The organism is Caballeronia sp. ATUFL_M2_KS44, assembly GCF_023630965.1.
Taxonomy (GTDB): Bacteria; Pseudomonadota; Gammaproteobacteria; order Burkholderiales; family Burkholderiaceae; genus Caballeronia; species Caballeronia concitans.
This window is the reverse complement of sequence record NZ_JALQEA010000039.1, coordinates 260140-282545: the sequence shown is the minus strand read 5'-3', so window position 1 is coordinate 282545 and position 22406 is coordinate 260140. Positions and strand designations below refer to the sequence as shown.

The following is a 22406-nucleotide window of genomic DNA, read 5'->3' as shown; positions in this document are numbered from 1 at the left end:
GCACCGTCAATCGACGTTGTTCGCCGCCGCCGGCACCTGCTGACGCGCGGCCTTGCCCGGCCGTGGCGACCACGCGGGCCGCGCCTTCTTCGCCGTATCGATGACGACGAGATAACGCCCCGCCCACGGCGTCGTCTGCCGGTTGGACTTCAGCACCCACATCGATTGCCCTTCGGACGCGCGCGCTTCGTATTGCGCGTCGATGATGCCGTGGTGATCGAAGAACGTGTTCAGCGTCGCCGGAATGCGCACGCAGCCCTTCGAATGACGCATGCCGAGCACGGATTCGAGCTTCTCGGGGTCCGTCGCGTGCATCTGGAAGCGCATCGGCGAGACGCCGCCCTTGCCCCAGCCGCGTTCGCCATCGGCCCAGCCGAAGTCGTAGATGCGCATGTCGCGCGCGCCGTAGCCGCGAATCCCGAACTCGTTCAGCGTGCCTTCCGCGCGAAAGTCCATGTTGCCGGGCATGTGCTGGAACACGCCGAGCGGCGTCAGGAAGTGATCGTAGGTGCCGGGGCGTCCCGTCGATACGGGCGATGCGCCGATCATCGACCACGCCTCGCCGGGCTTTGCCCGGAAGTAGACGAAGAGCGCCTGCGCGTTCTCCGCGCGATCGACGAGCACGACGAATTCGTTCGCGAGATCGCCCTGACCGTGCGCGTCGAGCGCGTGCTGGAGCGCGCGGCCATAGGCTTGCTGATCGGCGGCCGGGACGTCGAGGCGGCGATTGACTTCCTTCGCGAAGGTCTGCCGCATCGCGTACGCGCCCTTCGGCGCGAGTCCCGTGCGTTGCGCGACGTTCGGCACGTCAGGCTCGGGCGGCAGCGGCACTTCGGGCACGGCGGCCTCCGATGCGGCGCTCGCAGCCGACGCCGCTTCGGCTGCGGAAGCCGCCGATGCCGCCGATGCCTCGGACGCTTGCGACGCCGCCGATGCCGCTTGCGGCGCGATCGGCACGGGCATCGCGGGAAGCGCCCGCGCGGGCGCGCTTGCGTTTTGCGGCAGCGGCGGTGTCGGCAATATGGGCGGCATCTCGGCGCGCTTCGGCGCCTCGCTCGCCTGCGATGCCCCCGACGCCGCCGATCCCGCCGATCCCGCTTGCACAGCGCTTGCCTGCGTCGTCGTCAGAAGAAGGACGGCGAGCGCCGCGACCCCGGTTATTCGTGCGCCGAATGGCGTCTTGTTGTTTCCTGCGTGCTGCATTGATTGATCCGCTTGGCCTTCAGACGACGGACGATCGAGACGATCCTCCGCTTCGAACGATGGACGCTTCGCACATCCATCGCGGTTCGTCTGAGCAATGTTCGTTCCGGGACGGCGTCAGAGTCCCTTGCATGACATGCTCGACAGATTAGGATAAAGATTCGGCCAGTCGCCGGTAATGGCGGATTGCGCGGCCTTGAGCGTGATGTCGCCGGTGCAGACGCAACGCTTCAGATAGACCGCGAGCCGCTCCTTGCGGCGCTGGCCGGCGCGGCCTTCCCAGCGTCGCAGATCGAGATTCGCGGGCGAATTCGGCGAGCCGCCGAGAATCACCGGCACGCGGTGATCGAGCGCATATTCCGCTCCGAACGATGCATCGACGCCGCGCTGCTTCAGCAGCCGGTCCTTCTGATGCATCTGCATTTCGAACGACGGCAGCACGCGATCGGCGTAGCCCGGCACGCAAATGGTATCGACGATAGTGGACTGCGTGACGCGCGCATCGAGCCAGTCCGCCCGCTGGGCGCGCGCCGTGCCGCCGCCGAACATGGCGACGAGCGCGACTGCGGCCAGCGACGCCGCGCGCGCAATGCATCGGCGCTTCGCGAAGACGCGTTCGATAACGAATGTGTCGCTTCGATTCATGCCTCGATGGGTCAAACGGATCGCGCGGCCATCGCGAGGCCGCCGCTTGGGTGATCAACGGAGGTTCAATTAGAACACACGCGCGCGCGGGAGCGCCTCGACCGATGCGCGTCAGACGGACAAGCGCGCGACCGCGGCATCGAGCGCCGCATCGAGTGCGCGAGCTTCGCGCGCGAAAGCCGCGAACGACACGGCGATGTCCGCGTCGTCCTCGCCGTTGCGGTCTTCGTCGACGGCGCGCTCGCAATCACGCTGAAGCGCGACGCACGCCTGAACGAACGGCGACGCGCCGATGACCGCCGCCGCGCCTTTCATCCGATGCGCGAGATCGCGAAGCAGCGCGTGGTCGCAGGCATTCATCGCGGCGTGGGCGTCGTCGAGGTCGCGAGCGTTCGCGGCTCTCAACGTATCGATGAGCGTGGCGGTCTGATCGCCGAAAGCGGTCAGCATGGCTTCGTCGAAGAACGGCGCATTTCGTGGCTTCACGGCGTGCTGCGTGGCTCGCGCTTCACGCGTGCCCGGCACGGACGACACGGCGCGCCTCAATTCATCGAGGCCGATGGGCTTGACGAGACACATCGTCATTCCCGACGCCACCGCCCGCTGCGCCGCCTCGGGCTGCGCGTTGGCCGTGAGGCCGATGATCGGCGTCGGCCGCATCGGCGGATCACGCTGCGTTTCGTCGGCGCGAATGGTCCGCGCCAGTTCCTCGCCGCTCATCTCGGGCATCGAACAATCGGTGACGATCACGTCGAACCCGTTGGGATCGCTACGCCAGCGCGCGAGCGCCGCGCGGCCGTCCGCTTCGCAATGCGTCGCGCAGCCGAGCAGCCTGAGTTGTCCATCGAGCACGATGCGGTTCGCCGGATGATCGTCGACGATCAACACGCGCACGCCGCCCAGCGCCTGCTGCACATCGCAAGCCGCGACAGGCGGCGCGGCCGCTTCCTGAACCGCCTGCGCTTGCGGAAGCTCGACACGCACCGTGAACCGCGTGCCCTTCCCCGGCTCGCTCGACACGTCGATGCTGCCGCTCATCATCGTGACGAGCCGTTTGCAGATGGTGAGCCCGAGCCCCGTGCCGCCGAAGCGCCGCGCGCCGCCGTCGTGGGCCTGCACGAACGGCGTGAACAGCGACGCCTGGCGCTCCGGCGCAATGCCGATGCCCGTGTCCGATACGGCGAGCGTCAGCGCACGCATGCCGTCGCGTGGCGGCGCGACATCGTAGGCAAGCGTGACCGCGCCGCGATCCGTGAACTTGATCGCGTTCGACAGCAGATTGCCGACGATCTGCCGCAAGCGCTGTCCATCGGCCAGCACCCACGCGGAACCGCCCTCGCCCGTCCGCTCGATCGAGAGCGCCACGCCCTTCGCGCGCGCGGCCGGCTCGTAGATGGACGCGACGCTCGCGATCCACGCTTCGAGGTCCATCGGCGCGGGCGCGAGCACGAGGCGCTCGGCTTCGATCTTCGCGACGTCGAGCAGATCGTCGATCATGCCGAGCAGGTCGCGCGCCGCGTGATGCGCGGTCGATAGCGCGCGCTTCGTCGCGGCGGCATCGCCCGGTGCGCGCAGTTCGAGTTCCAGCAGCCCGAGCACCGCGTTCATCGGCGTGCGGATTTCGTGGCTCATGGTCGCGAGAAAGGTCGATTTCCCACGGTTCGCGGTTTCGGCTTCCTCCTTCGCGGCGCGCATCGCGTTTTCGGCGGCGATGCGTCGCGTGATCTGCACGCGCAGCGAAACGCCCCACGCCGCGAGCAGCAGCACGAGCGCGCCGCCGAGCGCCGCGGCCAGTTCGACTTGCGGCCGTCTGCGCTCCCATAATGCTTCGGGATGCTCATCGATTTTCCAGCGCGCGCGGATCGCTTCGAGTTCGTAGGGCGGCAGCGCGGCGATCGCGCGGTTCAGGATGCCGAGCAGCACCGGCTGATCGCGCGCGACGAGCAGCACATGCGGCGCGGGCTTCGCCGACAGCACGCCGCTGATGTCCAGCTTGCCCCGATACGGATTGCCGATCCAGTAGTTCGCGAGCTTCATGTCCATGAGCGTCGCGTCCGCGCGTCCGCTTGCGACGGCGCGCAGTTGTCCGTCGATCGGACTCGTTGCGACGATGCGCGTCGCCGGCGCGAGTTCGTGCAACAGCAAGCGCGCCGGAAACTCCGACGGCAACGCGAGACGCTTGCCCGCGAGCGCGGCGGCATCGCGCAACGGCGGCGCACCCGCGCGCGTGACGATGGCGACGAGTCCATCGCCGAACGGCACGGAAGCGACGAGATGCGCATAGCCGGGATCGCGCGGCATGCCGAACGGCAGGAACGCGGACGCGCCGCTTCGCACGTCGCGCTCGATCTGCGCGATGTCGCTTCGCAATCGCGTTTCGAAGCGCAAGCCCGTCAGACGCGATATCGCCGCGAGCACATCGGGCGCGAGTCCGGCGGGCTCGCCTTGCGCGTCGCGGAACATGAGCGGCGGCGCGTGCGCGAGCATCGAATAGCGAACGACAGGATGCGCCGCGATCCACGCCTTCTCTTCGGGCGTCAGTTCGAACGCGCGTTCGGTCGATATCGTGGCCATCGCCGAATCCCAGCGCGCCCGCGCGACGATCATCACGCGCGGCGGCAGCGACGCGAGCGCGGCATCGACACGTTGATGCAGCGCCTGTGCGCCCGGCCGCGCCGATGCGAACGCGAAGCTGTAGCCGGCTTGGTCGAACGGCGCGGCGCCCGTCACGACGAGACCGGGCAGGTCGAGATGCCCGATCGAATAAGCGACGGCGGTCATGTCGCCGGCGAAGGAATCGGCTTCCCCGAGCGATACGGCCAGCAGCGCCGCGACGACATCGGGGTACGCGGCGGGCGTCATCGACGGATACGCGGCCTTCAGGCGAACCGGCGACGTCTGCGCATTGACATACGCGATGCGATGCGTCGGCGGCGCTTTGCGAAGCGGCTCGACGAGCACCGTGCGGGTCGGCAAATAGGGCCGCGAAAGGGTGAGCGTGGGCGTGAGCGTGGGGGCGGCGTCCTCGCCCGTCGCGCCGGTGGCCATGTCGATTTCGCCGCGTGAGAGCGCGTCGATGAGCGCGGCGCGATCCGGATAAAGCCGCCATTGCGGCTGCATGTCGAGCGCGCTGGCGACCGCCTGCGCGAATTCGGCGGAGATGCCGCGCGGCGCGGTGCTCGTCGTGGAATCGGCCATGTCGAGCGGCGGCACGATGTTCGGCACCGCGCCGATCACGAGCGGCTGCGGCGCGCGCGCATCGGCGTGACTGGCCGCGACGCAGACGATGAGCCACGCGATCGTCAATACGTAGCGCACCACGTTTCGTGGCGTTGCGGAATTGGACAAGCTGCACTCCTCGATCGAGCGATCCCAGTGTGTCAGAAACGGCCGGGCGCGCCAATCGGAGCGGGTCGCGGGTCAAGTTTCCGCGCGACGTTGATCACGTTTGTTACGCGCATCGAAACGAAGCGACGCAAAGCCATTGTGTACGAAAGGCGACACCACGTTTACGAATGCCTGACCGTGCGCTATATTTCTGCCGCTATAACGCAACGCCATCGACACGAACGAAGCGGCAGACGCATCCACACAGGACAAACAATGAAAAAAACCATCATCGCAGCGGCGGTTCTGAGCTACGGCGTGATCGCGCACGCGCAAAGCAGCGTGACGCTGTACGGCATCATCGATGCCGGCGTCAGCTACGCCACCCATAGCGGCGCTGCCGGCGATCACATCTTCAAGTACGACGACGGCATCGCTCAAGGCAGCCGCTGGGGCCTGCGCGGACAGGAAGACCTGGGCGGCGGCCTGAAGGCCATCTTCACGCTCGAAAGCGGCTTCAACAGCGGCAACGGCACGCTCGGCCAGGGCGGCGCGGAATTCGGACGTCAGGCATATGTGGGTCTCGCGAAGAACGACGTCGGCTCGCTGACCTTCGGACGCCAGTACAGCTTCAATACCGACTATCTCGGCGGCGCGTATTCCATCGGCGGACAAACGGTCGCGGGCAACTACGCGTATCACATCAACGATGTCGATCAACTGACGGCCAGCCGCGTCAGCAATGCGGTGAAGTTCAGCAGCGCGAGCTTCTACGGGCTGACGTTCGGCGCGATGTACGGCTTCTCGAATCAGGCCGGCGCATTCGCGGGCGCACCGACGGTCGGCACCACGACCGGCTCCTCGCGCACCTACAGCTTCGGCGTGAACTACAAGTCGGGGCCGCTCGGCATCGGCGCGGCCTACACGGACATTCACTATCCGAACGCCGCTGCCCCGACCGCGTTCAGCACCGCGCTCGCGAACATCCAGACCATGGGCACGGCCGCCAACGCGAAAGACCTGCGCAGCTTCGGCGTGGGCGCGAACTATCAGCTCGGCGCGGCGACGGTGTTCGGCCTGTGGACCAACACGCGCTTCGAGCCGATCACCGGTGCGAGTTCGCGTTTCAATGCGTTCGATATCGGCGGCAAGTACGCCTTCACGCCCGCGCTCACGGCGGGCCTCGGCTACACCTACATGGACCTGTACGACAACCTGAGCGGCCACTGGCATCAGGTCGATGCGAGCCTCGACTACGCGCTGAGCAAGCGCACCGACGTGTACGCGCTCGCGATCTATCAGAAGGCGTCGGGTTCGAATCGCGGTGTCGAGAATCAGGCGCAGATCGGTTCATCGACGAACTACTTCGGCACCTCGGGCGTGGGCGAAGACAATCAGCTCGCGTTCCGCGTCGGCATCCGGCACAAGTTCTGATCGCCGCGTATCGAACGTTTCGAACGAAGCACGACAGGGCCGCATCGCGCGGCCCTGTTTTTTTGGGCGCGCCGTTTGCCAATCGTTATGTTCCGCCGTATATTACGCCAATGATGCATTGAGGCTGAAATGGCGATGATGTCCAAACCCGCGGTTCTTCTTAGGCCCGACAACGGCAATCCCGGCGCGCACGGCTTTCGCGCATCGATCACCGTGCTCCGGTCGTCCGCAAACAACCGGCGTTCCGAGGACATCCGGCGCGTCGTCGATGGGTATCGGCGTTTGCGTGACACCGTATGCCGCTTTCTGTCGATGCTCGCGGATTCGCTCGGCGACGCGCAACCGCTCGAAGCGTTGTCGTCGCGTTCGTTCGACGAATTGATCGCGTCGGTCATCGAGCACGCGCGCGCGGCCGATTTCCGGCGTATCGACGAATTGCTGATCGTTGCCGAGGAAGCGCGGCTCGCGAAGCATCGGCGCAACATCGTGTTCATGCACGACGCAGCGCGTGACGGCACTGCGATGCGCGATGCCGCGCTCGTCTTCGAGTATCTCGACGCGCGGTTCGCCGGCTTGTGCGTGGATCATCTGATGGACGTGCGTTCGAGACTCGCGCACGCGAATGCTTACCTCGACTAGCAGGCAGCCGATCCCATGACCGAGAATCCGCCCTTCCGCTTGGTGCGCGCACCGAATCCGCTCGTCGCGGACCTTTACGGCGGCCACGTGAAACCGCACGGCGATGCGTGTTGTCAGCCCGCGAAGGCATCGCCGAAAGCGTTACATCGGCGTGTGAAGCTGGGCGAACTCGATTCGCATCTGCATTGCTCGATCATCGGCACGTGTCTCGGCACGAACGAGTTGAGGAAGCTCGTGCCGAAGTTCACCGACATCGATCGGTACGAGGCAAGCGACCTTCAGATTCATCACGCGGCGGTCGAACTCGCCATCGCCGATGGCGCCGGCTGCAAGGCGCTTCAGAAAGCGCTCGATCAGCGTTATGCGGGCGCGATCAAGCGTTTCGATCAGGCGCGCGATCCGGATGCGGTTCTCGCGCTATGGAAGGAAGCGCTCAAATCAGGCGATATTCCGCCGGCGTACTGGGCGTTGATGACGCATCCGCAGTCCACCATCGAAGTGAGGCAGTCCGCGTTCGGCGAGCTGCACATGCTTTCGCATCTGGTGGGCGCGGCCAATCGCGCGGATATTCGGCGGCTCGTCGCGCTGGAAGAAGAGAACATCGCGCTCAAGGACAAGGTCGAGCGCCAGCAAAGCCGCATCAACACGATGGCGCTCGAACGCGATGCAGCGTTGCGCGAGGTCGCCCGGGAAGCGCTCAGCAATGCTGCGTATCCATCGGACTCCGAACTATATCGTGAAGTAATCGCGCTGAAAGAGAAAGTCGACGATTGTGAGCGGCGTCTGGCGTTGCATGCGAGCCGTCGCGATGCAGCGGAACAACGGCTCTTGCACGAGCAGCAGGTTTCGCTCGGCCTGCGCGATCGTCTGCGCGACATCGAAGCCCTGTTGCACGTAACCGCAGCCGAATGCGATGCGCTGGAGCGCGCGATGTCGGAACAATCGCGCGAGTCGGAGAACGATCGTCATGCGCTCGACTGGACTATCGGCCGGAAGATACTCTACGTGGGCGGCCGGCCCGGATCGAATGCGGTGTTGAAGCAACTCGTCGCATCCGCGGGCGGAGAATTGATCGTCCACGATGGCGGCATCGAGGATCGCAAGGGCTTGCTCGCGGCCGTGTTGCCGCGCGCGGACCTGGTCGTGTTTCCCGTCGATTGCATCGATCATGATTCGATGAACACGCTCAAGCGCATCTGCGACCGGCATCAGATCAGCTATTGCCCGTTGAGAACGGCAAGCGTGGCGAGCTTCGTCGAGTCGACGGCGCATGGGCCGGCGCGCGATCAGCAGTGCGAACGCCCGTGACAGCGCATCGACCTGGTCATCGTGCGTGCCGAACGGAAAGCTGCGCAACTCAGACACCAGCGCGGCGTTCCAGTCGCCGCGTAGCATCAACACGTTGCCCACGTTCACCTGCGCGGCGAACGGCTCGGCGCGCGTCACCTTGTCGCCCGTCTCAGGGCTGCTCGTCACGCGGTAACCCGCGAGCTCGCGCGTCAGATACAGCACCTGCGTCCGGCCGGCCTGACCTGGATCCTGCGGCAAGCCAACACGCGTGCCCACGCCGTCAAGCTGCGCCGTGGCAGCAATGATGGCATCGCGCCGGTCCGGCCCCCACCGTCCGCGCGTCATGTCGCCGATCACGTAACGTCCGTCTGCGAGCCGCCCCAGCTTCGCGCCGGCCGTCCAGTCGCCGTCGCCCTCCACGCTCGCCAGATCCCAGCCGCGCACCCATTCGATGTAGGTGGTCGGCACGATGTCCACGATGCCGATCCGCTCGGGCTTGAACAGATCGCCCTCGGGCGGCACCGGCATCTGCTGATACAGCGACGCCCATGTGCGCGGATTCGATTCGTACTGCGCCCAGTGTTTCCGGTCGAACCACTCGGGCCACAGATACTCTCCTTTCTCACGATCCAACGGATCGGTGTCAGTCTCGCACCGCGCCTGCAGGCACAGCACCTCCCACGTGTTGCCGTCGCGGCACGCAATGCGACCGCTCTCGCCGTGCCAGCCCTCGGGCAGGATACGACCGGCCAGATCATCCTCGTGCCAGCGCGTACCTGCCATTTCAGTTCGGGCCAACTTGATGATTTTCCTTCAACAGCAAGCTACCCGGTAAGAACCGCTAACAATTAAGACAAATTTTTCCTATTGAATCGTGAGGCTTGCGGGCTAAAACTCTTATCAACGTCGAAAACCTTTCTGCAGACAGGCGATTGTTCCCCGTTCGTTGCACCTCGTTAGGTACAAGCGACGTACCCGTTCAGGGCGCTTCATCAAGCAAGACCAGCACGGGCCGAGCGCCGTTCTTAAGGTTTCGACAACTTCCGGGCCTCCTTGGCGCAAACCGAGCATCAGCTGGTACACCAGACGCTATTGGCGGTCGACGCTCGCCGATCGCCGTCGCCTTGCTGTTTTGGTCACGCGCGATAAACGCGGCACGGCGACGCGTCAACGCATAACGCGCCTGCAGCTCATCGGTCAGGCCACCGAGATTGCGTCCGGTCTGCACGCTGCGCATCACCGCGCCCTCGACATCGGCGAGGTGCTTGGCGGCAATTGAAAGGATCAGCCCGACGTTCTCGCCGATGGTCGCCTGCCGCGTCGTTGGCCTCGCGCGTGAGCCGGAAGTCCACCGCGAAACCGGCGCGCCCGAGCGACGACCGGAACGCGCCATCGGCCCGGCCCATTGCGTCGTCAGCAAACCGCTGCGCCAGCGCCGGCGCGATGTCGTCGAAGCGCCGCTGCCAGCGCCGGGCGAGCTTCGCCATGGTCCGGCGCAGCATCATCGCGGAACTGGCGTCGGCCGCGAGCTCGGGCATGAGTTCGGGTTGATTGGCCCGATAGCACGCCCGCAGCCAGTACACGAGATTGGCCTGCATCAGGTCGATTAGCCGCACGAGCCGTCGTCGATACGCCGCCTCCACGCCTTGATTCGGGCGCACGGAAACCAGCGTCAAGGACTGCGCGGTCGGTGCGAAAATGGAACGAGGCGCCGCACGATGCAAGCGGTCATGACACATCTGGAATTTCAGTTCGGCGCCGCCCGCTGTACGCAGTTGCTCCAGCGGTGGCTCGGGCATCTCTTCGTTTAGATCCAGTGACGCATACGGGCCATCTTCCTGCGCGGCCAGCCGAGCGCGCGCCTCTTCCGCGCTGATCACGCCCGCGTTGATCAAGCCGATGTCGGTGTCCGCCTCGACCTTGCGCATGTTGGCAAGTTGTTCTTCCGACAGCGTCCACAGCGGTACATAGCTGACGCCGATGTCCGGATCGATCGCGCCGAACAGCGACAACTGGATCACCTTCAAGAGACGCGACAACGGTGCCGTGAACAGCGCCTCCTGCTGCGCCTCGATCCACGCATAGAGGGTGCGCAACTCGCCCTCGCTGGTCGCATTCAGCCCCGAAGGCGTGATGCCAAGCAGCACGATCAGCGGAATGCCGGTCACGGCCGCCATATGCTCCTGAGACTGCGCCTGCAGACGATCGAGACTGCCGAGCGGCGCCGAGACGTTGGCGAAGTCCTCCGTGTCGCGGTCGATCATCATCAGATGCCAGTTGTCGCGCGCCTGGTTGAACAACACCGCGCGCCGCAACATCTGCTCGGCCCCCTCGGCGTTGAGCACCGCCGCGAGGTTCGTCTTGAGCACCATCGTGCTGAACGAATGCAGCAGATCCGACACGCTCTGCCGCGTCCTCAGCCAGTTATTGACGTAGGGCTTGGCGATCTGCGACAGACTCAAGCCGTCGAACGCATAGGCGGGTTTGAGCGTGTCCGGTACCGGGCGCGACACGAACGTGAGCAGCCGGCTGGCATGCACCTGCCGGTTCATCACGAACCACGTCTGCGGCTGGTAAAAATCGCCGCGCAGCGGATCCGTCGAGTTGTACATGCCCGGATACGTCCAGATCGGCTCGACGATGCGCAGGCCCTTCAGCCCGCCGACGCCATTTTCACCGTGCTGTCGGCCAGCGGCGCGATCAGCTCCTCGGGGCGGTCGTCGCACATGTCAAGGAAGAGCTGCGCGCGTCCGAAAAAGCCGTCCTGCTCGGCGACCTTGCGAAATACTGCCTGCACGGAGAGGCGCTTCATCTCAGCGTCGATGGCCGCGATCTTCTCGCTCTTGTCATCGTCCCCTGCGCCCTGCAGCCGAATCCACTTGCGCGTCATCTCCTTGGCGAGAATCTCAGCAGGTCGGCAATATTCGGGCCGCTGCGTGAGTTCGGCCAGATACGGATAGCCGAGGAACCCAAGCCCTTCGGCGAATGCGCTGGAAAGCGCCCAGCGGAAGTTCGCGTCGCATGCCGAATCGCATGCGAGCTGGCGTCCTGCGCGATGACGCCGGGCGCAGCCTGCGGCAGCGTGAACGCTTGCGCACGCGCAGCGGCGCACCGAGCGCGCCCAGCGCCGACTCGCGAATCTCGCGTGTGTCGCGGGTAGTTGGTTCTGTCAGTGTGGACGAATCCAAATCGGCGACATAGGGCTTTCTGCGCCGCCCGAGGAGCCAAAACTGCCTAGCACCCGTAAACCAACAAATTTCCGACACGATGATGTCAAATTTATTGCTGTTCAAAAACAGACAGAGGATTTTCCGCGATACTCCCGCGCACTGTCGAAATCAATCTGCAAAGAAAAATCAGGCATGACTCTCGGAAAACATACCGCCTTATCCTTAGCTCTCAGCAGCATGGTCTTGCTTTCCGCCTGCGGCGGAGGCGGCTCCAGCAATGCGGCCGACAAAAGCTCACCCGCCAGCGCTCCCAGTCCCGCCTCAAGCGCCGAGGCGCCGACCAGCGCATCGACAGCGAGTGCTTCGACTGACTTACCCACCAGCGCAAGCGCGCCTTCGGCAGCTTCATCACCGACCGTGGTAGGCGAAGCCCTGCCCAGTCTGGCAAATCCCGAAGCAGGGTCGACAGCGTTGACAGGAACAAACGCGGAAGGAATCTGGACGTCGTCGTCGATCACTGACCGCAGCATCGCACTCGTTGATCCAGCCGGTAACATCTCGTCGCTGAATGCGATGGCGTCGATTGTTAATAGCGAACTTTACGGCGTCATCTCCTCCACGCCACAGACTTGGACACTTACCTCGGGATGGGCTTTCAGCCAGTTCGCGTTCGCCTATCCGACTACGTCGGGAAGCGGCACATACTCTGCCCAAAAGACCTTCGCCGGCAGCTATGTCTCCAACGGAACGACGACGAACCTTTCATGGAATTACGATGCGGCTAACGCACTGGCCGTGACGCAAGAAAGCGTTGCTGGCACATGGTCGCAATCTTCAACGTCCATGACCATCGCCAGCGACGGTTCCTTTACAGGCACATTGAGCCGCTGCAACGTCAGCGGAACGATGCTGCTGGCGGCACCCGGAACCAATCACAACATGTACACGGTAACCATGAGCGCAGCACCGGGCACGTCCTGCTCGATGCCTGCCGGGATGACCTTCACTGGCAATGCCGCGATTCTGTTCGTGCCGATTAACGGCAGCAACGGTTATCAGAGAACGATTCTGTACAACGTGAAGAACCTGGACGATTTGCGAGTCGCCTATGGTCAATTGACGAAGCAGTAACGTTACGAACCGAGCCGCAAAGCAAATCCAGCGATGGTGGCATCAAAGCTTCGTCGAACCTTGGCGATGCGGCTCAAAGGGCTGAGCCGCCTCATTGAAGCTGGCGCGGTTACCACACTGCCGCGAGCGCCGCATCCGAAATCCGCGCCTCGAAGCCGGTCAGCACGATTGCGCGACGCATCGGCCGCAATCTGCATTTTGCTTGCGGCACGGTTGAGACGTGCGAGATGAGCGTTAGCGGATCAGTTTGGTCAACGCGGTAATCTGCGCCGCGCAAGCCTTGTTCGCTTTCTCTTCCACTTCGCGGTAGAGGCGCACGATGTTCTCGCCGGTCGATGTCAGCGTGCAGCCGCCGCCGTGCTCGCCGCCTTGCGCGGATTCGGTGGCCGGCGATTTGAGCGATCGATTGAGTTCGTCGATCAGCATCCACGCGCGACGATACGACATGCCGAGGCTGCGAGCCGCAGCCGATATCGAGCCGTGCTCCTGCACCGCGGCGAGAAGCGCCACTTTCCCCGGTCCGATCGCGACGGTATCGCCCGTTCGGATTCGCATTCTGAAACGCACTTCGGGTCGCGCGGCGGCTGCTTGTGTGTTTTTGTTCGACGTAACCATGGCGCAAAGCATACACGAACGCACTGCCCCGGCGATTCATCCGTCTTCTCGCGCCGGATAGCAGTGCGCGTAGTCCTCGCAACCCGGGCAGCCGGGCGCGAAGGTCACGGCGCGGCCGTGTGCCAACGCGACTTCCTGCGCCAGAAATTTCTTCCAGCGCATCGCGTTCGTGTTGCGCGCGACGAGCGCGGGATAGTGACGCTGCAGGATCGCACTGACGTCGTCGCGTCCGCGCAAGCCCAGATCGCGCCACAGATGATCGGGGCGCTCGCACGCCGTCGCGATGATCGTCGCGAGACAATGCGCGTCGGCGGGATGCGCGGCGGCCGTCACGTCCAGCGACCACAACAACGCGCGCAATTCACCGATGAATTCCCGATGCGGCGATGCCCGCAGCGCAGTCGGAAGCCGCACGCCGAGATGCGGGCGCTCGAAATGACGATCGAGCAGCGCCGCGAGTTCTTCAGCGCCGAGACCCAGCAGGATCAGATCGTCGGCGTCGAGTCTCGCGCCGATGAGACGCGCGAAGGTGATCGCGTCAGGGTCATTGGCGTCGCGCGCGCATGCGATGAGCCGTCGCGCCGCGCCCTCTTCCTGCGACATGTTCATCGAAGCACGATGGCATCGATACGTGCGAGACGCTTCACATGCCGGGGCGCGCGCACGGTATCCGCGCCGGCGACCAGCACGGGCAGACCGTCGTCGATATCCAGTGGCCGGTCGTCGCACGCGTACGCAACCAGCGTGCGCGCGCCGATCGGCGTGTTGAACAGTTCGTGCCACGAGAACGTGACCGCATAGCCATCGTGACCGTGCGCAAGAAACACCGTCCGCTTGAAATCCGTGTTTCCGGGGCGGCGCACGCCCGCCGCGTCGAGCAATACGCGCAGCGGCACGCCGCGATATTCGCCGATGCGGCGAATGAATCTCCCAGTCGTGAAGCAGCGGAGATCGAACGGTTCGAGCGATGCGCTCTCGAAGCCGCGCAATGCAGCGGCATCGAGGCGCAAGGGCCACTCGACCTGCCCGCCGATGGCGAGGACGGGTTCGATTGAAACTGTTGCAAGGGTATCGTCCATTTGCACGCTCGCCTCTGAACCGTGATTGACCGCGATCTTCAGCATTATGCACGGAAGAATATAACGCATGGCAAGACGCGACATCGGTTTTGCGGCATGAACGCGATGCCGGATCGCGCATGAGCCGATGCTCGAATTCGGTTCGCCGCGCTATATATCGGCTAACATAACGGATCGACGGCTAACCGATAGCGATGACCGAGAGGAACTGAACGATGATGGCGAAACGTGATCCGGTGAGCCGCGTGCGGCTCATCTTCGCGGCGGCGTTGCTTTGCATCGGGACGGCGTCCTGCGGCGGACACGACGCTTCCGCGCCGCCTTCGAAAGCGGTGCTGTCGGTGTCGGGCGAAGTCAGTGCGCCCGTGAGTTTCTCCGTCGCCGATCTTCAAGCGCTGCCTTCGGGCACGCAGACGGTGTCGTTCGCGAGCGGTAACGGCGCGCAAACGCACACGTACACCGGCGCAAACGTCTGGACATTGCTGAATCGCGTCGGCATCGCGACTAACCCGGCCGTTCACAACGACGTGTTGAGCAAGTACGTGATCGCCACCGGCGCGGACAACTATCGCTCGCTCTTCGCGATGGGCGAGCTTAGCCCCGACTTCGGCAATCGCGGCAACGAAGTGGCGTACGCCGAAACGATCAACGGCGCGAGCGCGGCGCTGCCCGTCGCCGATGGTCCGCTTCGCATCACCGCGCCCGGCGATATCAAGGGCGGACGGTACGTATCGAATCTGGTCAGGCTCGACGTCCGCACGGTGGTATCGACCGCGACGGCGAGCGGCGGCGGGCCGAGCACGCAGCTTCGAATTTCCGGCGCGGTGGCGAAACCCGCAACGTATGACCTCGCGGCGCTCGAACAGCTTCCCGCGATCACACGTACCGTGGGAACGAGCACTTATACGGGCGTGAGTCTCTGGAGCCTGCTCAACGCCGCCGGCATTCAGACGAACGCCGGCATCAAGAACGACATCCTCGGCTTTTACGCCGTCGCCACGGGCAGTGACGGTTATCGCGTGGTGATCTCGCTTGCGGAGATTTCGCCCGACTTCGGCAACCAGCCGGACATGGTGGCGTATGCCGCCAACGGCGCACCGCTGGCTGCGAACGGCTTCGCGCGCCTCGTGATTCCCGGCGACGCCAAAGCCGGACGTTACGTGTCGAATCTGATTGCGATCGAAGTCGTGTCGCCTCCCCGATGAAGCCGCGCCCGTCCATCGAGCGCGGCTTCGTTCATGACGCGGCTACCCCGCGCTCTCCGGCGAAAGCGCCGCGCCGATCTTGTCGGCGGTCGTCTTCTGCAGCGTGATGATCCGGCTCATCGCCGCATGGTTCGACGTCGCTTCCTCGTACATCTTCGCGAGATCGGCCTTGAGCTGCGTGCGCGACCCGCCGTCGAGATAGACCATGTGCCCGGACGGATAAAACGCCGCGGACAGATTCTGCCGCACGGTCTTGTCGATGAGCGGCATGCGCTGAAGATCGATGATCGTCTGGTAGAACGGCGTCACGAAGTCGTACATGCCGTTCGCGGACAGCACCTTCAGATCGACGTTCAGCGCCATCACCGCAGCCAGATCGCCCGCCGTGTAGAGCACGATATCGCCCTTCGAATCGACGCCCTTCTCCGCGCCCGTCGGGTCCTTATGCTTGAAGTCCCAGTTGACGAACGCCTGATCGTTGAGATCCGTGAACGACGACGTGGACGTGAACTGCAACTGCTCGTTCAGATAGCTGTTCCACATCGACGTATAGACGCCGCTCACGGCGGTCATCGTCGGGTCGTTGCCGCCGGAGTTCGGATCGATCTTTCCCGCGATGCCCGTCGATATCGCCGTCACGCGGCCATCGTATGAACCGAGCGCTTCGCCCTTCGATTTCAGCAGCGTCGTGAGAAAGAGCGAGTTGCCGCGGCTGTCGTAAGCGGCGATGTCGAGGCTCCACGCAAGCAGCGTCACCTTGTCGATGCCCGTGTATTCCGAGAGCTTTTCGACGACTTCGTCGTCGGTCTGGGGAAACTTGCGCAGCGCGTTCAAGTAATCCGTGCGCGAGAATTCCGCCACTTCCTCCATGAAGTTCAGGAGATTGGTCGGCGTGGGATGCACGCCGAGCTTCTTGTGATACCACGCATCGGCGGCGGCGGTCGGCAGCGCGCCCACGGGGTTGCCCGCCTGGCTGTAATCGAGAATGGACGATTGCAGCGTGATGCCGTTCAGATCGACGCCGTCTTCATGCAGCCGGTACGCGAGGACGCAACTGCGCGCCGTGCCATACGATTCGCCGAACAGAAACTTCGGCGAATTCCAGCGATTGTTCTTCGTCAGATAACGCTTGATGAACTGCTTGATGGAATCCGCGTCCTGATCGACGCCCCAGAAATCGCGATTCTTGTTCGGCGCGATCGCAGCCGAATAGCCCGTGCCGACCGGATTGATGAAGATGAGATCGCTCTTGTCGAGCAGGCTGTCGGGGTTGTCCTCCATCTCGTACGGCGCGGGCGGCGTGAAGCCCGGCATCGATGTCTTGATGCGGCGCGGCGCGAACGATCCGAGCAGCACGAACACCGAAGACGACCCCGGCCCGCCGTTATAGAAGAACGTGAGCGGCCGCTCTTCTTCCTTCGCGCCGTCCTTCGTGAACGCGACGAAGAACATCTTCGCTTCAGGCTTCGAACTGCTCGGATCGACGGTGACGAGATGGCCGACCGTCGCCGTGTACGCGATCTTCTCGCCGCCGATCGACACCGTGTGATGCGTGATCGCGGCGTTCTCGTCGGCTTCGCCCGGATCGATGGCGTCGTCGGGGCCATTGCCGTACGCGACCGGATCGAAATACGGCTGATCCTGCTGATGCTTCTTGCCCGCGCTTTTCGCGGGCGCTTTCGCTGCGTGCTCCTCGGCCGCAGGCGGCTGTTTGATGCCGCCCGGGTCGGGCGCGACGCCAGTTCCCGTAGCGGGAATGCGCTTCATTTCCAGTGGATCGGAGTTCATCGTGGTCGCTCCAGAATCGTCGTCGTGGTTGTTGTTCACTGACTTGCCTTGACTCGTGCGTGACCGGCGGCGGGCGCGAGCGCCGCGGCGATCTTCCCGCCGTCCGGACTGCCGAGTCCCGTGCAGGCGTCCCATCCCGACGCCGCCGCAAAACTGCCGTTGTCGCCCTTCGTGATGTCGCGAAACGCGCTCGCCGCCTTGTACAGCTTCGGATTGACGAAGCCGGACGGCGATCCGTTGATCGCGTTGATGCGCGCGATCAGCGCGGCCCAGAGCGGCGCGACCGCGCTCGTGCCGCCGACGACCGTATCGTCGCCGTCGATCAGCACTTCGTAGCCGGTGACCGGCGATGCGTCGGCGGCCACGTCGGGCACGCCGCGCTTCGCCAACGGCGTCTGCCGGCCGCCCGCGCGCGCGACCTGCAAGCCCGTCTGCCACACGGGCAGCGCGAACACGCTGCTCACGCCGCCGCCGCCCGCGCCGCCCTGATCGCCGTCGTTCCAGACCACTTCCTGCGTGATGCCCTGCGCGGTGGCCGTGACGCTCGTGCCGCCGCAGCCGAGCACGTACGGGCTCGATGCCGGGAAATCGACGTGATCGGCGCCATCGCCGACGCCGTCCGACGATCCGCTGTCGCCCGACGCCGCGCACACGGTCACGCCGAGCGCGGCCGCGCTTTGCAGCACGTCGTTGAACGCGCTGATGGATTGCGACGACCAGTTCGATTCCGGCCCGCCCCAGCTGATCGACACGACCGACGGCTTGTTCGTGTTGTCGTGGATCGCGCGATTGACGGCATCGACGAAACCGGCGTCGCTGTTCGGCGCGAAGTACACGGCGATGCGCGCACCCGGCGCGACCGCGCCCGCGATTTCGATATCGAGCGTCACTTCGCCGTCCGGGCCGTTCGGATTTCCGGTCGGCGCGTTCTTCGCGCTGTCCACGCTGACGGCCACGACATTCGGCGCCTTCACGCCGAGCTTCGAGAAATAGGCCGAAAGATCGCTGTCGCGATAGCCGCCGCCCAGTTCGACGATCGCGATGCACTCGCCCGCGCCGTCGCTGTCGGGAAAGGCGTAGAGGCGCGCGAGATCGACCGGAGAAAACGACGCCGGCGTGACGCCGCGCAACGGCTTGAACGGCGGACGGAAGCGGAAATGCGGACGCGCCTGCGGCTTGCTGTCGAGGCCGAGCACGGCGGTGACGGCGTCGTGGATGTCGTCGGGCACGTTGACCGGCCCGGTGCGCCCGCGATACTCGCCGATGTTGTGATGCTGAAAGCGTTCGAGCTTGACATCGAAAGCCTTCTGGAAAGCGTCGATGCTGCCCTTGAGCACGACGCTGCGCGTGCTTGGATCGGCGCGCACGACCGTGAGGCCGTATTGCGCGGCGAACTGCTTGACCTTCGCGACGTCTTCGTCGGATGCGCCGAAGCGCTTGTCGAATTCATCGCGCGAGACGGATTGCGCGGGCGCGTCGCCTGCGTCGATGCGCGCCATCATCTGCCGGAAGCCTTTGGCGTCCTTGCGCCGCAGCATCACGACCACTTCGATCTGTTCGCCGGGATCGCAAGCGCCGATGCACTTCGCGCCTTCGGGATGAATCTTGTCGGTGCCGCTGACCGGTTGCTTCGCCATGGTATCGATGCTCCTCGTGGGCTTTGGAGTGTAGAAGTTCTCGATCCTGCCGCTCGCCGCGCATCCGGCGCGCTTCGCCACGAATGATCGTTGCGCGAAGCACGCCGCTTATCGTCTTATTTTCCTGGCGCGATTGCAATCGATTGAACCCGTTTGCAATCGCCTGGACCGTCGAGTGAAGAATGCGACGCCGCCGGGACAAATGCTGTCCCGGTCGGATCACGGTTGCGCGCCGCCTGATGGAACGCCTTCGGGCGCGATGCCGAGGCGTTCCATCAGGCGGCGCGCGTCGAAAGGCGCTTTCACTTTCTGGTCGTTGTCGAAGTAGCAGAACACGTCGCGCGATGCCCGGCGGCGCGGCGCCGTCTGCGTGATGAGCCGCGCATCGTCGATCTGTCCGCCCGCCGCCCAGCACTCGATGCGCCGCGCCCAGCCGTCGAGCGCATCGTCGGAATACGCGCCGCCGTAGAGCGTTTCGGCGCCGTGCAGACGCATATAGACGAAGCCGGAAGTCAGGTCTTCGGCGTACGGCCAGTCCATGACCGAATCCGATACGACGAGCGCCGCGCCATGTTTGCGCAACAGGCGCACGAAGGCATCGGTGCAAAAGCTCGCGTGGCGAATCTCGACCGCGTGCCGCAGCGCGCACTTGCGTGGCGCTTCGAACCACGGGTCTTTCACGCGCGTGTCGTGCTGCTGGGCGAGCGCGGCGGCGGCGTGGGTGTCCTTCGGCAGAAGCTGAAGGAATCGCTCGAACGGCTCCGGCTTGAAGCCGAAGTTCGGCGGAAACTGCCACAGGAACGGCCCGAGCTTGTCGCCGAGCGCGAGCACGCCCGAAGCGAAGAAATTGGCGATGGCGGGCAGCGCGGTTTCATCGCGAAAACGCAGCATGTGCGTCAGGTAGCGCGGCCCCTTCACGCTGAAGACGAAGTGCTCGGGCGTGGCGTCGTGCCACGCGCGATAGCTGGACAGCGTCTGCAGCGAGTAATGCGAGCCGTTGATTTCGACCGTCTGCACGGCCCGCGAGGCGAATTCGAGTTCGCGCGCCTGCGCGAGTTTCGCGGGATAGAACACGCCGCGCCAGCCGGCATAGCGCCAGCCGGAAATGCCGATGCGAATACGCCCGGCCGCCGCGCTCATTTCGGCCGGTCTTCCGGGTATTCCGTGCGCACGCCGGCGGGCAGCCACGGCTCGCGGTGCGTGCACCACAATTCGTACGCGGGCTCGAAGAGGCCGGTTTCGTCGAATGCGCCGAGCGGCAAATCCACTTCCGCGTGACTCGCGTACTCCATGTACGCCACCGATCCGCACACCGGACAGAAATGCCGCCGCCCTTCCTCGGAGCTGCGCCAGGTTTCGAGCCGGCCGCTCATCTCCACGTTCTCGCGCGCGAAGATCGCATACGCGCCGAACGCGGAGCCGTGCACGCGACGGCACGTCATGCAGTGACACAGCGACACGCGTCGCGGTTCGCCGCTCGCGCGGAAACGAAACGCCCCGCACGCGCAGCCGCCTTCGTGGATCCCGGTGTTCATCGCGTTCTCCGCAATCGAAGTCGAAGTCTCCTGCGCGAAGCACATCACGCGCCCGGCCGCCCGAGCGCGAGACGCCTTCTCGCGGCGTCGCACGGTTTGTTACGATAGCCCATCACGATCGGAGGCGGCACTCATGACGACATCGGGCATCACAGGCGGCAGCACGTTATCCCTTCTGAAGCTTCTCCCCGGACCGGGTTCCGAGTTCGGTCCCGCGGCGTCCGATCTCGCCGCGCATGTGCTTTCGCATCATCGTTTCGATACGGCGGCGAACGCCGCCCTGCCGCGCGAAACCTTCCACGGCGTGAGCGTCGACGAAGCCATGTCCGACGAGTACGTGTTCCCGCTCGGCGACACCGGACAGTCCATCGTGCTGTCGGGATATCGCATCGCGGCGGGTTTCATCGCCGAGCGCGCCGCCGACGAGTGGCTCGACATCGCGCACAAGGAACGCGCGGCGCGCGGCCTGCCCGCCGCGCCGCAAGCCGACGAGCCGCCGCTCGCGCCCGATCCCGCCGAAGCCGATCAACTGCTCGACCGCGCGCTGGAATGCGCGCAACGCATTCTCGATCCGGTCGCGGGCGAGCCGCTTGTGTCGCTGTTCGAGGCGCACTATCGCGGCGGGCGGGAATTTCTGCGCCTGAGTTGGGAAGGCTTGCCGGAAGACCTCGTGCCGGAGTCGCGCCGGCCGCTCGCGGCGCTGGCTTCCGCGATGGACGATGGCGAGCGACGCGAGAAGCGCGACTACGATCCCTACGGCCTCATCGGCACCGACGATTACGACGTGGACCGGCCGCTCGCGTATCGCGAGAAGATCGGGCCGTTTCTTTTCACGATGACGTATCGCCACGAGTATCCGCAAGTCGACGACGAGCGTCTCGGCACCGCCTTCGCCGTGTTCCACGAAGCGGGCAGCGATATCGTCGCGGCCGCGGTCGAACTGAAGCTCGTGAAGGTGCCGCCGCTCACGAAGAGCGCCGACCTCGTCTATACGCTCGACACGTATTCGGGCGAGATGCTGTCGCTCGCGCTGGCGTCGACGGAAGCGCTCGGGCACGAGCGGCTGCGCGACGTGTACGGCACGCATCGCGTGATCTATATCAGCATGTGGGAAGTGCGCAAGCCGTGGCGCGGCGAAGGGCTCGGCGTCGCGCTGCTGCATCAGGCGCTGGAGCGTCTTCCCGTCGATGTCGATGGCCGCCCGAACGCGCTGTGCGTCGCGCCCGAGCCGTATCAGATCGACATGCGCCACTTCGACAAGCTGCCCGCCGTGCTGCGCGAGGAACTGAAGGCGCCGGGCCGGCGGCTCGAAGCGCACCTCACCGGCTGGCTCGAACGCTCGAAGCTGCCGATCGCCACGCATTTCTTCGTGCCGATGGCGCGGCACGCGGGCATCGGGTCGGCGGGCGAGAACGCGCGATGGATCGACAGGATCATGGAAAGCGAGGCGTGACGTGGACAAGCGGCGTGCTTTCTGACGCGGCGGTCATCAAGCGAAGGCCCGCATGAAGGCCGTTTGAAACCGTCGCGCGCCGACGGCAAACGCGAATTTACGAAGTCATGCAGCTTTTACTTGCTTCGTCCATGACATCCGCGTAAGTCGGCGCAACTCGCCGCTCCCAGGCTGATCGCACTGCGCTTGGCATCCAAGTTGCTGTGGATGACGGTCGCGCGCGGGCGAACGTTCGGTCGTCTTACGGATGGCGAA

The 22406-nt window shown here is 64.9% G+C and carries 19 protein-coding genes and 1 pseudogene; 6 read left to right on the top strand and 14 right to left on the bottom strand.

What is annotated here, in order from left to right; all coding sequences use genetic code 11:
• Positions 1 to 6: 6 nt before the first annotated feature.
• From NCR39_RS16640 to NCR39_RS16630, 3 genes are all read right to left on the bottom strand, one after another.
• Positions 7 to 1203 carry a L,D-transpeptidase gene (locus NCR39_RS16640; protein WP_250453177.1) on the bottom strand — a complete coding sequence of 399 codons (1197 nt, stop codon included), beginning with the start codon at positions 1201 to 1203 and terminating at the stop codon, positions 7 to 9.
• Positions 1204 to 1320: 117 nt separating this feature from the next.
• On the bottom strand, positions 1321 to 1848 hold the full coding sequence (locus NCR39_RS16635; RefSeq protein ID WP_250453176.1) for a hypothetical protein: 528 nt from the start codon (positions 1846 to 1848) through the stop codon (positions 1321 to 1323).
• 111 nt (positions 1849 to 1959) lie between these two features.
• A complete protein-coding gene (locus NCR39_RS16630) occupies positions 1960 to 5196 on the bottom strand; it encodes an ATP-binding protein (RefSeq protein ID WP_250453175.1) in 3237 nt (1078 codons plus the stop codon).
• A 255-nt stretch (positions 5197 to 5451) separates the two neighbouring features.
• On the opposite strand from NCR39_RS16630, the gene NCR39_RS16625 reads away from it, so the two are divergent.
• The 3 genes from NCR39_RS16625 (at position 5452) to NCR39_RS16615 (ending at position 8556) form a co-directional block, all read left to right on the top strand.
• A complete protein-coding gene (locus NCR39_RS16625) occupies positions 5452 to 6609 on the top strand; it encodes a porin (RefSeq protein ID WP_250453174.1) in 1158 nt (385 codons plus the stop codon).
• A gap of 135 nt (positions 6610 to 6744) precedes the next feature.
• Positions 6745 to 7248: a hypothetical protein gene (locus NCR39_RS16620; protein WP_250453173.1), complete on the top strand. Its 504-nt coding sequence runs from the start codon at positions 6745 to 6747 to the stop codon at positions 7246 to 7248.
• A 15-nt stretch (positions 7249 to 7263) separates the two neighbouring features.
• Positions 7264 to 8556, top strand: a complete 1293-nt coding sequence (locus tag NCR39_RS16615; protein WP_250453172.1) for a DUF2325 domain-containing protein — start codon at positions 7264 to 7266, stop codon at positions 8554 to 8556.
• A 36-nt stretch (positions 8557 to 8592) separates the two neighbouring features.
• On the opposite strand, the pseudogene terL reads toward NCR39_RS16615, so the two are convergent.
• The 4 genes and pseudogenes from terL to NCR39_RS16595 all read right to left on the bottom strand — a co-directional run.
• Positions 8593 to 9066, bottom strand: a pseudogene (terL, locus tag NCR39_RS16610) (phage terminase large subunit); the annotation flags it as partial.
• A gap of 662 nt (positions 9067 to 9728) precedes the next feature.
• The gene (locus NCR39_RS16605) at positions 9729 to 11150 is read right to left on the bottom strand and encodes a phage portal protein (protein WP_250453171.1); all 1422 of its coding nucleotides are present in this window, start codon (positions 11148 to 11150) and stop codon (positions 9729 to 9731) included.
• 41 nt (positions 11151 to 11191) lie between these two features.
• Positions 11192 to 11650: an anti-CBASS protein Acb1 family protein gene (locus tag NCR39_RS29800; RefSeq protein WP_250453170.1), complete on the bottom strand. Its 459-nt coding sequence runs from the start codon at positions 11648 to 11650 to the stop codon at positions 11192 to 11194.
• Between the two features lie 177 nt (positions 11651 to 11827).
• Positions 11828 to 12226, bottom strand: coding sequence for a hypothetical protein (locus NCR39_RS16595; protein ID WP_250453169.1), 399 nt, complete (start codon positions 12224 to 12226; stop codon positions 11828 to 11830).
• A gap of 55 nt (positions 12227 to 12281) precedes the next feature.
• On the opposite strand from NCR39_RS16595, the gene NCR39_RS16590 reads away from it, so the two are divergent.
• On the top strand, positions 12282 to 12839 hold the full coding sequence (locus NCR39_RS16590; RefSeq protein WP_250453168.1) for a hypothetical protein: 558 nt from the start codon (positions 12282 to 12284) through the stop codon (positions 12837 to 12839).
• 234 nt (positions 12840 to 13073) lie between these two features.
• Here NCR39_RS16590 and NCR39_RS16585 read toward each other — a convergent pair whose 3' ends face one another.
• Genes NCR39_RS16585 through NCR39_RS16575 form a run of 3 tightly spaced genes read right to left on the bottom strand, consistent with a single transcriptional unit; the run spans position 13074 to position 14533 of the window.
• The gene (locus NCR39_RS16585) at positions 13074 to 13466 is read right to left on the bottom strand and encodes a winged helix-turn-helix domain-containing protein (protein WP_250453167.1); all 393 of its coding nucleotides are present in this window, start codon (positions 13464 to 13466) and stop codon (positions 13074 to 13076) included.
• Positions 13467 to 13490: 24 nt separating this feature from the next.
• On the bottom strand, positions 13491 to 14063 hold the full coding sequence (locus NCR39_RS16580) for a nitrogen fixation protein NifQ (RefSeq protein WP_250453166.1): 573 nt from the start codon (positions 14061 to 14063) through the stop codon (positions 13491 to 13493).
• Positions 14060 to 14533: a molybdopterin-dependent oxidoreductase gene (locus NCR39_RS16575; RefSeq protein WP_250453165.1), complete on the bottom strand. Its 474-nt coding sequence runs from the start codon at positions 14531 to 14533 to the stop codon at positions 14060 to 14062. The genes NCR39_RS16580 and NCR39_RS16575 overlap by 4 nt, the downstream gene beginning before the upstream one ends.
• 215 nt (positions 14534 to 14748) lie before the next feature.
• On the opposite strand from NCR39_RS16575, the gene NCR39_RS16570 reads away from it, so the two are divergent.
• Positions 14749 to 15738 (top strand): molybdopterin-dependent oxidoreductase, encoded by a 990-nt coding sequence (locus NCR39_RS16570; protein ID WP_250453164.1) that lies wholly within the window; start codon positions 14749 to 14751, stop codon positions 15736 to 15738.
• A gap of 42 nt (positions 15739 to 15780) precedes the next feature.
• Here NCR39_RS16570 and NCR39_RS16565 read toward each other — a convergent pair whose 3' ends face one another.
• The 4 genes from NCR39_RS16565 to NCR39_RS16550 all read right to left on the bottom strand — a co-directional run bounded on the left by NCR39_RS16565 (position 15781) and on the right by NCR39_RS16550 (position 20698).
• Entirely contained in the window at positions 15781 to 17505 is a 1725-nt protein-coding gene (locus NCR39_RS16565) for a S10 family peptidase (protein WP_502800240.1), read from the bottom strand.
• Between the two features lie 56 nt (positions 17506 to 17561).
• Entirely contained in the window at positions 17562 to 19163 is a 1602-nt protein-coding gene (locus NCR39_RS16560) for a S53 family peptidase (protein ID WP_250453162.1), read from the bottom strand.
• Between the two features lie 219 nt (positions 19164 to 19382).
• The gene (locus NCR39_RS16555) at positions 19383 to 20303 is read right to left on the bottom strand and encodes a DUF72 domain-containing protein (RefSeq protein WP_250453161.1); all 921 of its coding nucleotides are present in this window, start codon (positions 20301 to 20303) and stop codon (positions 19383 to 19385) included.
• A complete protein-coding gene (locus NCR39_RS16550) occupies positions 20300 to 20698 on the bottom strand; it encodes a GFA family protein (RefSeq protein ID WP_250453160.1) in 399 nt (132 codons plus the stop codon). Before NCR39_RS16550 ends, NCR39_RS16555 begins: the two co-directional genes overlap by 4 nt.
• 133 nt (positions 20699 to 20831) lie before the next feature.
• On the opposite strand from NCR39_RS16550, the gene NCR39_RS16545 reads away from it, so the two are divergent.
• A complete protein-coding gene (locus NCR39_RS16545; protein ID WP_250453159.1) occupies positions 20832 to 22151 on the top strand; it encodes a GNAT family protein in 1320 nt (439 codons plus the stop codon).
• Positions 22152 to 22406: the final 255 nt, after the last annotated feature.

What these genes read in the sequence shown, in the direction of transcription:
- NCR39_RS16640 (WP_250453177.1), bottom strand. Translation starts at nt 1,203, where the DNA reads ATGCAGCACGCAGGAAACAACAAGACGCCATTCGGCGCACGAATAACC.
- NCR39_RS16635 (WP_250453176.1), bottom strand. Translation starts at nt 1,848, where the DNA reads ATGAATCGAAGCGACACATTCGTTATCGAACGCGTCTTCGCGAAGCGC.
- NCR39_RS16625 (WP_250453174.1), top strand. Translation starts at nt 5,452, where the DNA reads ATGAAAAAAACCATCATCGCAGCGGCGGTTCTGAGCTACGGCGTGATC.
- NCR39_RS16620 (WP_250453173.1), top strand. Translation starts at nt 6,745, where the DNA reads ATGATGTCCAAACCCGCGGTTCTTCTTAGGCCCGACAACGGCAATCCC.
- NCR39_RS16615 (WP_250453172.1), top strand. Translation starts at nt 7,264, where the DNA reads ATGACCGAGAATCCGCCCTTCCGCTTGGTGCGCGCACCGAATCCGCTC.
- NCR39_RS16605 (WP_250453171.1), bottom strand. Translation starts at nt 11,150, where the DNA reads ATGTACAACTCGACGGATCCGCTGCGCGGCGATTTTTACCAGCCGCAG.
- NCR39_RS16590 (WP_250453168.1), top strand. Translation starts at nt 12,282, where the DNA reads ATGGCGTCGATTGTTAATAGCGAACTTTACGGCGTCATCTCCTCCACG.
- NCR39_RS16585 (WP_250453167.1), bottom strand. Translation starts at nt 13,466, where the DNA reads ATGCTTTGCGCCATGGTTACGTCGAACAAAAACACACAAGCAGCCGCC.
- NCR39_RS16580 (WP_250453166.1), bottom strand. Translation starts at nt 14,063, where the DNA reads ATGAACATGTCGCAGGAAGAGGGCGCGGCGCGACGGCTCATCGCATGC.
- NCR39_RS16575 (WP_250453165.1), bottom strand. Translation starts at nt 14,533, where the DNA reads ATGGACGATACCCTTGCAACAGTTTCAATCGAACCCGTCCTCGCCATC.
- NCR39_RS16570 (WP_250453164.1), top strand. Translation starts at nt 14,749, where the DNA reads ATGATGGCGAAACGTGATCCGGTGAGCCGCGTGCGGCTCATCTTCGCG.
- NCR39_RS16565 (WP_502800240.1), bottom strand. Translation starts at nt 17,505, where the DNA reads ATGAAGCGCATTCCCGCTACGGGAACTGGCGTCGCGCCCGACCCGGGC.
- NCR39_RS16560 (WP_250453162.1), bottom strand. Translation starts at nt 19,163, where the DNA reads ATGGCGAAGCAACCGGTCAGCGGCACCGACAAGATTCATCCCGAAGGC.
- NCR39_RS16555 (WP_250453161.1), bottom strand. Translation starts at nt 20,303, where the DNA reads ATGAGCGCGGCGGCCGGGCGTATTCGCATCGGCATTTCCGGCTGGCGC.
- NCR39_RS16550 (WP_250453160.1), bottom strand. Translation starts at nt 20,698, where the DNA reads ATGAACACCGGGATCCACGAAGGCGGCTGCGCGTGCGGGGCGTTTCGT.
- NCR39_RS16545 (WP_250453159.1), top strand. Translation starts at nt 20,832, where the DNA reads ATGACGACATCGGGCATCACAGGCGGCAGCACGTTATCCCTTCTGAAG.